The organism is Methylobacterium sp. A54F (assembly GCF_053346035.1).
Genome location: NZ_JBKFBF010000004.1, coordinates 333147 through 340193, shown reverse-complemented (window position 1 = coordinate 340193; position 7047 = coordinate 333147). Strand labels below are relative to the sequence as shown.

Here is a 7047-nt window from a genome sequence, read left to right as displayed (position 1 = left end):
AGAACTCCCTTGAGGGCCGTGGAAGACGACCACGTCGATAGGCCGGATGTGCAAGCGCGGTGACGCGTTGAGCTGACCGGTACTAATCGCCCGATCGGCTTGATCGCTCTCGTGATCCATGTCCGCAACAGCACACACGAACACAGACGAGACCCTGCTTGCCGAACGCCACGATTGCGCTGCGCCGGCCTGGTGGCCTGAGCGGTGTGCCCCGAACCCGATCCCATCTCGAACTCGGCCGTTAAACGCACCAGCGCCCATGGTACTGTGTCTCAAGGCACGGGAGAGTCGGTCGCCGCCAGGCCCGCACAGCGCAATCCAGCAAACCCTCGACACGATCGTGCCGCCTTGACGGTGGCACCACACCTTGGCGCGGGGTGGAGCAGCCCGGTAGCTCGTCAGGCTCATAACCTGAAGGTCGTTGGTTCAAATCCAACCCCCGCAACCAGACGATACGACGGATCAACCGGTCAGGCCCTGCCTGACCGGTTTTTGCGTTTTCGGCGAGCCCGGTCGCAAACCTCTCAGGCGGCGAGCGCCTCCGAGAAGTGATCGGTGAGTGCCTGGGTCGAGGTGCCGAGGAGCGCGGCGACGCGCGCCAGCTCCGCGGCCTCCGGCGCGACCGCATCCACGCGAGCCCCGCGCTCGATGGCGGCGAGGTGGCGCGCGAGGCGTGCCGCGCCGATGTTCAGGCTCATCGACTTGAGGCTGTGCGCGGCGCTCGCCACCGCGGGCAGGTCGCCGGCCGCGGTCGCCTCCGACAGGGCTGCGAGCGCCGGGGGCGCGTGCTCCCGGAAGAGCGTGAGCAGGCGCGCGACGAAGCTCGTGCTGCCGCCGCGGGCCATCTCGGCGAGGCTCGCGAGCGTCTCGCCGTCGAGGAGCGCCGCCTCGGAGTCCGGCGCGGCCGCAGGCTGCTGGAGTCCTGCCGGCGCGACATCGGGGCCGGCCGGCGCCAGAAAGCCTCCCAGCATCTCCGACAGGGCCGTGAGGGTGAAGGGCTTGGTGAGCACCGCGTCCATGCCGGCATCCCGCCAGGCCTCGACGGCGGAGCCGATGACGTGGGCGGTGAGCGCGACGATCGGCACGCGGGGCCCGCCGGCCTCGGCGCGCCGGATCGCCCGCGCCGCGTCGAAACCGTCGAGCACCGGCATGCTGCAATCCATCAGGATGACATCGAATCTCGTCCCGGCGGCGGCGTCGACCGCCTGCTGACCGTCCTCGACGGTCGTGATGTCGGTGACGCCGCAGCGGCCGAGCGCCTCCACGGCGACCTCACGGTTGACCGCGTTGTCGTCGGCGACGAGGACGCGCGCCCGGGCGAAGAGCGGCAGGTCGGGACCCGCGGCGGCCGGCAGGGCAGCCCCCGCAAAGGGCGCGCCGGTCGCCAGCGCCAGGAGGGCCGGGCGCCACTCGGCCTGCGCGAGGGGCCAGCGCAGCACCTCGTCGGCGAGCCCGGCCTGCAGGACCCGCGGGCCGCTCGCATCCCCCATCCCGGAGATCGCCAGGACCCGGCCGGCTCCCGCGGGGCGGCGCCCGAGCCGCAGGAGCGCGTCCGCGTCGAGGATCCGGTGCGCGCCCGGGGCGTCGGCACCGACCTGGAAGTCAGCCGCCGCGAGGGCTTCGGCGAGGGCACGCCCGGTCGCCTCACCCGCCACGTCGATCGTCACCGATGCGGCGACGCCGGCGTCGCGCCGGAGGGGGAGGGCGGGCTCGACGACCTCGACCGGGATGCGGGCATGGAAGCGGGAGCCGCGGCCGGGCTCGCTCTCGACGCCGACCGTGCCGCCCATCGCCGCGATGAGCGCCTGCGAGATCGAGAGGCCGAGGCCCGTCCCGCCGAAGCGGCGCGTGGTCGACTGGTCGGCCTGGGAGAAGGCGGAGAAGATCGTCGGCAGCTTGTCGGCCGGGATGCCGATGCCGGTGTCCTCGACGGCGAGTTCCAGCACGCGGCCCTCGTCGCGGATCGCGATGCGGATCAGCACGTGGCCGCGTTCGGTGAACTTCAGGGCGTTGTTGACGAAGTTGCCGAGCGTCTGGCCGAGGCGGACCGGATCGCCCGCGAAGGCGCGGGGCACGCCGGGGCCGATCGTCGCCGCGAGGTCGAGCCCCTTCGCCCGGGCGCGCTCGCCGAACAGCGTCACCACCGTGTCGGCGATCTCGGCGGGATCGACGGGGATGCGCTCGAGCTCCAGCTTGCCGGCCTCGACCTTCGCGAAGTCGAGGATGTCGTTGATGATCGCGAGGAGGCTCTGGCCCGAGCGCGCGATGACCTCGGCGTAGCGGCGCTGGCGCGCGGGCAGGTCGGCGGCGGCGAGCAGCTCGGCCATCACCAGCACCCCGTTCATCGGCGTGCGGATTTCGTGGCTCATGGTGGCGAGGAACGCGGACTTCGCGGCATTGGCGGATTCGGCCGCCTCCTTCGCCTCGGATAGGTCCGCCGTCCGGTCGCTCACCTCCTGCTCCAGGTGCATCCGGTGGTCGGCCAGCGCCCGGTCGCGCTCGCGCACGGCCCCGAGCAGGCCGTTGAAGGCGGAGGCGAGCGCCCCGACCTCGTCGTCGGTCGTGACGGCCGCGAGGGTCGCGTAATCGTGGTTCGCCCGCACGGCGTTCATGGTCTCGGCCAGCGCGCCGAGGGGGCGGGTGAGGGCTCGCTGCAGGCGCCAGGACACGAGGAGGCCCACGAAGGTCGCCAGCGCCGCGGCGAGGGCGGCGTTGCGGAGGATGTCGAGAAGGCGCTCGGCGAGGTCCGCGGTATCCGCGATGAGCGTGACGCGCCCGACCGGGCGCCCGGCCTCCACCACAGGGACGCTGAGCCGGACCGTGCTCGACAGGGCGAGATCGAGGGCCGAGACGCCCCCGGCCCGGTCGAGGTCGATGTCGTCGGCGAGCATGAGGCCGATGCCCTGCTCGGCGAGCAGCATGCCGTCGGCTCCGGTCAGCGCGGCGTAGACGAGCCGGCGCTGGTCCGCGATGGCCCGCAGGGTCTCGCGCGCTTCCGCCGCATTGCCCTCCGCGGTCGCCCGGGCGCTGGCGCTGGCGAACACCGTCGCGAGGCCGTGCAGCGCCTCACGCTTGTCGACGGCGTAGCGGTCCAGCTCGCGCCACAGGCCGAGCCCGGTTCCCACCGCGAGGGCGACGAGGACGGCGCCGACCACGGCCCAGCCGAGCCGGCGGGCCAGCGAGCGCTGGGGCTTCGAGGGGAGCATGGTCGCAATCCGGCGGGCCGATCGCGCGATCCTGCCGCGGGCCCGTTTGCATCCGGTTTACGACGCGCGCGGTGCGGCTCTCCGCGGTCGGCCGGCATCCAGCCGGCGTACGGCGCCCTGCTAGGCGGCCGCCGCGACCTCACCCCGGAGTTCGGCCAGGGCCTCGACCTCCGTCCAGCGGCTCAGGAAGGCCTCGACCACGGCCGGGTCGAAATGCGCGCCGGCCTGCGCCCGCAGGAAGTCGCGGGCCGCGTCGAGCGTCCAGGCCTTCTTGTAGGGGCGCTCCGACGTGAGGGCGTCGAACACGTCGGCGACGGCGACGATGCGGCCGCCGAGGGGAATCGCCTCGCCGGCGAGCCCGGCCGGGTAGCCCGCCCCGTCCCAGCGCTCGTGGTGGCTGCCCGCGATCTCGGCCGCGAGGCGGGTCACGCCGGAGTTGCTGCCCTCCAGAATGCGCCGGCCCCGCATGGCGTGCTGCTCCATCTCCCGGCGCTCCTCCGCCGTCAGCGGTCCGGGCTTCAGGAGGATGGCGTCCGGCACCGCGATCTTGCCGACGTCGTGCATGGTGGAGGCGAGGCTGATGCGCCGCCGCTCGGGCGCCGAGAAGCCGAGGGCGTCGGCGATGAGATCCACGTAGGCGGCGACGCGGGCGATGTGGTTGCCCGTGTCGGTGTCGCGGTGCTCCGCGGCCTTCATCAGCAGGGTGACGATCTCGCGCTCCCGCGCCTCGATGGTCGCGACCGCGGCGGCGACCTCCCGGGCGAGGCAGGCGGCGTGGTCCTGCTGCGCGCGGTAGGCACGCGTGAGGGCGAGAAGGTTGCCGACGCGCGCCCGCACCTCCACGGGGTCGAAGGGCTTGTTGAGGAAGTCCGTGGCCCCGGCCTCGAGGGCTTCGCGCTTCAGGCTGCGCTGCTCGATGCTCGTCACCATGACGATCGGCGTGTGCGCGAGCGCAGCCATGGCGCGGATCTCACGGATGACGCCGATGCCGTTGAGCCCCGGCATGTCGTAGTCCGTGATGACGACGCCGATCCGGTCGCCCTGGCTGCGGGCGTATGCGAGGGCCTCGGCTGGCTGCGTGAAGGCCACCGGCTCGCACTCCGCGAGCGGGCGGAGGGCCTCGACCATCAGGAGATTGTTCAACTCCGCGTCGTCGAGGACGAGGGCCTGCATGACAAGGATTTCCCGGGCGACGGCGCGCGCCGCCGCATTGTCGGGGGCAAACCTTGCCAATTCCTAGGCCGGGACCGGTATTGCTCGCGGGCGAGGCCCGATCGCGCGGAAAACCCTCAGTGGCGGGCGCCGAGCCCTTCGGACGCGGACGGCCAGAGGTCGAGGGCGATCATCAGGTCGCGGCGCCGGCGCAGCATGGACAGGGCATCCTCGGCCGCCGGGCTCGCCTCGAACAGCTCGCCCGGATGGGCGCCGTTGAGGGACGCGAAGACCCGCTCGGCGAAGTCCCCCTCGTTGGCGGCAATGATGCGGGCAATCTCCGTCATCGTCATGTCGGCCTCCGTCGGCGGATCGGACCTCGAATCGCCCTCGATTGCACGATGCACGGCCGCCACAGTCAAGACACAAGTGTTAACGGGGTACGCCTTTCGATGGACGTGCCGGGCTGCTTGTACGGGATGCGCCGCGATCGGTTCCGCTTATGCTTCCGCCATGCGCGACGACGGCAGCCCGGTTACCGGATCGACCACGTTCATCATCGACGAGGATCTCGTCGCCCTGATCGACGTGATCCGTCGCAGCGCATCCCGCAGCCCGATGCCGACCCGCAGCGAGGTGGCGCGCGATCTCCTGAGCTTCGGGCTCGCCTTCGTGCTCGATCTCGGCGCGAACGACGCGGACGAGATCGGCTCGTCGATCAGGCCGGACGGGTGACCCGCCCGCCTCGACGGGCGGCGATCCGGAGCGGCTATGCTGACGGGGAAGCGAATGGTGCCCAGGGGCGGAATCGAACCACCGACACTGCGATTTTCAGTCGCATGCTCTACCAACTGAGCTACCTGGGCAGGTGCGCTGGCCGCTGAGCGGCGTTGGCTGGCGGGGGTATAGTGAGTGCCGCAGGCGCTGTCCAGCCTCGTTTTTCGGCCGGCTCAGCTTGTGCCGGCGCTCACCGTTCGGGGTCCGGCAGGGGCTCCCCGTCGCCGTCGTCGCCGGGGATCACGTAGCGGTCGCTGAGCCAGCGTCCGAGGTCGATGTCCGAGCAGCGCACCGAGCAGAAGGGCCGGACATCCGGCTGCGCCGGACGTCCACAGATCGGGCAGGGCGGCAGGGGCTTGTTCGCGCGGCCGGCCGGCGCGTCCGCGCTCACGCGAGGCCTCCCCAGGCGGCGCGCACCGGGAAGCCGCTGCCGTCGAGGAGCGCCATGGTCTCGTAGAGCGGCAGGCCGACGACGCTGCTGTGCGAGCCGACGAGCTTGACCACGAAGGCCTCGGCGAGGCCCTGAATCGCGTAGCCGCCGGCCTTGCCCCGCCACTCGCCGGAGGCGAGGTAGCTCTGCATCTCGCGGCCCGAGAGCCGCTTGAACCGGACCCGGCTCTCGACCACCCGCTCGCGCCGGGCGCCCTTCGGCGCCAGCAGGCAGATCGCGGTGTAGACCCGGTGCTGGCGGCCCGAGAGGAGGCGCAGGCAATCGGCCGCCTCGTCGGGAATCTCGGCCTTGGGGAGGATGCGCCGGCCCACCGCCACGACGGTGTCCGCGGCGAGGAGCCAGGTGTCCCGCAGGTCGTCCCGGCGCCGGGCGGCATCCTCGGCCACCGCGAGCTTGTCGCGCGCGAGGCGCCGCGCGAGCTCGCGGGGCGCCTCGGACTTGCGCGGCATCTCGTCGATGTCGGCGGGCAGGAGCGCGGCGGGCTCGACGCCGATCTGCTGGAGGAGGGCGAGGCGCCGGGGTGAGGCGGAGGCGAGGATGAGCCGGGCACCGGCCTGCGGCGTCTCGGCAGGACCGGCCGGCGCCTCGGGGGAGGGCGAAGTCGTCATGGGTCTCCGGCGGAGGGCGGCCGTCCGTCGGAGTGGCCGCGTCAGGGTGGCGCGAGCAGTACTGGAAACGCGCTCCCTTGTGAACGGCGCGCGGTGCGCCGGGACGCCGTGGACGGGCCGCGCGGCGCCGACCCAGCTCTGGGATCGGCGCCGTGATGTCCCGATCACCACACCCCCTCGCGGCGAGCCCGTCCGCCGAAGCGATCCTGGCTCACCCGACCTTTCCCGAAGCCAGGCAGGTGTTCATCGCAGAGCACAGGAAGGTCTGCGAGGCCGGTGTGTTTCCCGGTCGGTTCGGCGCAGATGTCGGCCGCGTAACGACGCTCGCGGTCATCGTCTGTCTCTATGCCAATGATCGTCCTGCGGAACGCGACACCTGGCCGACGCTCAGTCAGCTGAAGGCGACCGTGGCCCGGTTCGGGTTCGCCAGCCCCCGATTGATCGACCAGTTCGTCGCCCGGTTGGTGCAGACGGGCGACCTCGCGTTCCTGAAGAACCCTGCCGACAGCCGCGTGAAGCTCATCCAGCCGACCGAGAAGCTGTTCTCATTCGCCTGGCCGCCGATTTCGCGGTTTCGCGCAGTCACATCCGGAACATCCTGATCGCCTCGGAGGCCAAGGGCTTCGTGATCCGCGACGTGAAGCGGACTACCCTGTGCCGGCTGACGCCGCGGCTGCTGCGATGGTACCGCAGAAGGGCTCGAAGCGCCGCCGCCGAGGTTGACTCGCCAGGGCTAAGCGGGTCAGAACGTTCGGCGTTGCGGGCGTAGTTCAGTGGTAGAACGTCAGCTTCCCAAGCTGAATGTCGTCGGTTCGATCCCGATCGCCCGCTCCAACTAACTCGCTGAAGCGTC

Annotated in this window: 7 protein-coding genes, 3 tRNA genes and 2 rRNA genes; 6 read left to right on the top strand and 6 right to left on the bottom strand. The window is 71.9% G+C overall.

The genetic code is table 11. The annotated features are described in order from the left end of the window. From ACLBXP_RS09715 to ACLBXP_RS09705, 3 genes are all read left to right on the top strand, one after another. A 23S ribosomal RNA gene (locus ACLBXP_RS09715) occupies positions 1-107 on the top strand; the annotation flags it as partial. Positions 108-188: 81 nt separating this feature from the next. After that, positions 189-304, top strand: a 5S ribosomal RNA gene (rrf, locus tag ACLBXP_RS09710). 67 nt (positions 305-371) lie between these two features. Beyond that, positions 372-448, top strand: a tRNA-Met gene (locus ACLBXP_RS09705). Positions 449-524: 76 nt separating this feature from the next. Here the strand turns inward: ACLBXP_RS09705 and ACLBXP_RS09700 are convergent. The 3 genes from ACLBXP_RS09700 to ACLBXP_RS09690 all read right to left on the bottom strand — a co-directional run bounded on the left by ACLBXP_RS09700 (position 525) and on the right by ACLBXP_RS09690 (position 4711). Next, complete coding sequence (locus tag ACLBXP_RS09700; protein WP_447667425.1) at positions 525-3206, bottom strand: ATP-binding protein; 2682 nt, start codon at positions 3204-3206, stop codon at positions 525-527. Positions 3207-3326: 120 nt separating this feature from the next. After that, positions 3327-4379: an HD-GYP domain-containing protein gene (locus ACLBXP_RS09695; RefSeq protein ID WP_447667424.1), complete on the bottom strand. Its 1053-nt coding sequence runs from the start codon at positions 4377-4379 to the stop codon at positions 3327-3329. A gap of 116 nt (positions 4380-4495) precedes the next feature. Further along, positions 4496-4711 (bottom strand): hypothetical protein, encoded by a 216-nt coding sequence (locus tag ACLBXP_RS09690; RefSeq protein ID WP_447667423.1) that lies wholly within the window; start codon positions 4709-4711, stop codon positions 4496-4498. Between the two features lie 160 nt (positions 4712-4871). On the opposite strand from ACLBXP_RS09690, the gene ACLBXP_RS09685 reads away from it, so the two are divergent. Then, entirely contained in the window at positions 4872-5093 is a 222-nt protein-coding gene (locus tag ACLBXP_RS09685; protein WP_447667422.1) for a hypothetical protein, read from the top strand. A gap of 55 nt (positions 5094-5148) precedes the next feature. Here ACLBXP_RS09685 and ACLBXP_RS09680 read toward each other — a convergent pair. The 3 genes from ACLBXP_RS09680 to ACLBXP_RS09670 all read right to left on the bottom strand — a co-directional run bounded on the left by ACLBXP_RS09680 (position 5149) and on the right by ACLBXP_RS09670 (position 6194). Then, positions 5149-5224 (bottom strand) — tRNA-Phe (locus ACLBXP_RS09680). 101 nt (positions 5225-5325) lie between these two features. Further along, complete coding sequence (gene yacG, locus ACLBXP_RS09675; protein ID WP_447667421.1) at positions 5326-5526, bottom strand: DNA gyrase inhibitor YacG; 201 nt, start codon at positions 5524-5526, stop codon at positions 5326-5328. Beyond that, a complete protein-coding gene (locus ACLBXP_RS09670) occupies positions 5523-6194 on the bottom strand; it encodes a Maf-like protein (protein ID WP_447667420.1) in 672 nt (223 codons plus the stop codon). The genes yacG and ACLBXP_RS09670 overlap by 4 nt, the downstream gene beginning before the upstream one ends. A 155-nt stretch (positions 6195-6349) precedes the next feature. Between ACLBXP_RS09670 and ACLBXP_RS09665 the strand changes: the two genes are divergently transcribed. After that, a complete protein-coding gene (locus ACLBXP_RS09665; RefSeq protein ID WP_447667419.1) occupies positions 6350-6796 on the top strand; it encodes a hypothetical protein in 447 nt (148 codons plus the stop codon). A gap of 157 nt (positions 6797-6953) precedes the next feature. After that, positions 6954-7028, top strand: a tRNA-Gly gene (locus ACLBXP_RS09660). The last annotated feature ends 19 nt before the right edge of the window (positions 7029-7047 follow it).

Excerpts from the sequence above, each read along its gene's own strand:
- ACLBXP_RS09695 (WP_447667424.1), bottom strand. The coding sequence starts at position 4,379 with ATGCAGGCCCTCGTCCTCGACGACGCGGAGTTGAACAATCTCCTGATG.
- ACLBXP_RS09670 (WP_447667420.1), bottom strand. The coding sequence starts at position 6,194 with ATGACGACTTCGCCCTCCCCCGAGGCGCCGGCCGGTCCTGCCGAGACG.
- ACLBXP_RS09685 (WP_447667422.1), top strand. The coding sequence starts at position 4,872 with ATGCGCGACGACGGCAGCCCGGTTACCGGATCGACCACGTTCATCATC.
- ACLBXP_RS09700 (WP_447667425.1), bottom strand. The coding sequence starts at position 3,206 with ATGCTCCCCTCGAAGCCCCAGCGCTCGCTGGCCCGCCGGCTCGGCTGG.
- ACLBXP_RS09690 (WP_447667423.1), bottom strand. The coding sequence starts at position 4,711 with ATGACGATGACGGAGATTGCCCGCATCATTGCCGCCAACGAGGGGGAC.
- ACLBXP_RS09665 (WP_447667419.1), top strand. The coding sequence starts at position 6,350 with ATGTCCCGATCACCACACCCCCTCGCGGCGAGCCCGTCCGCCGAAGCG.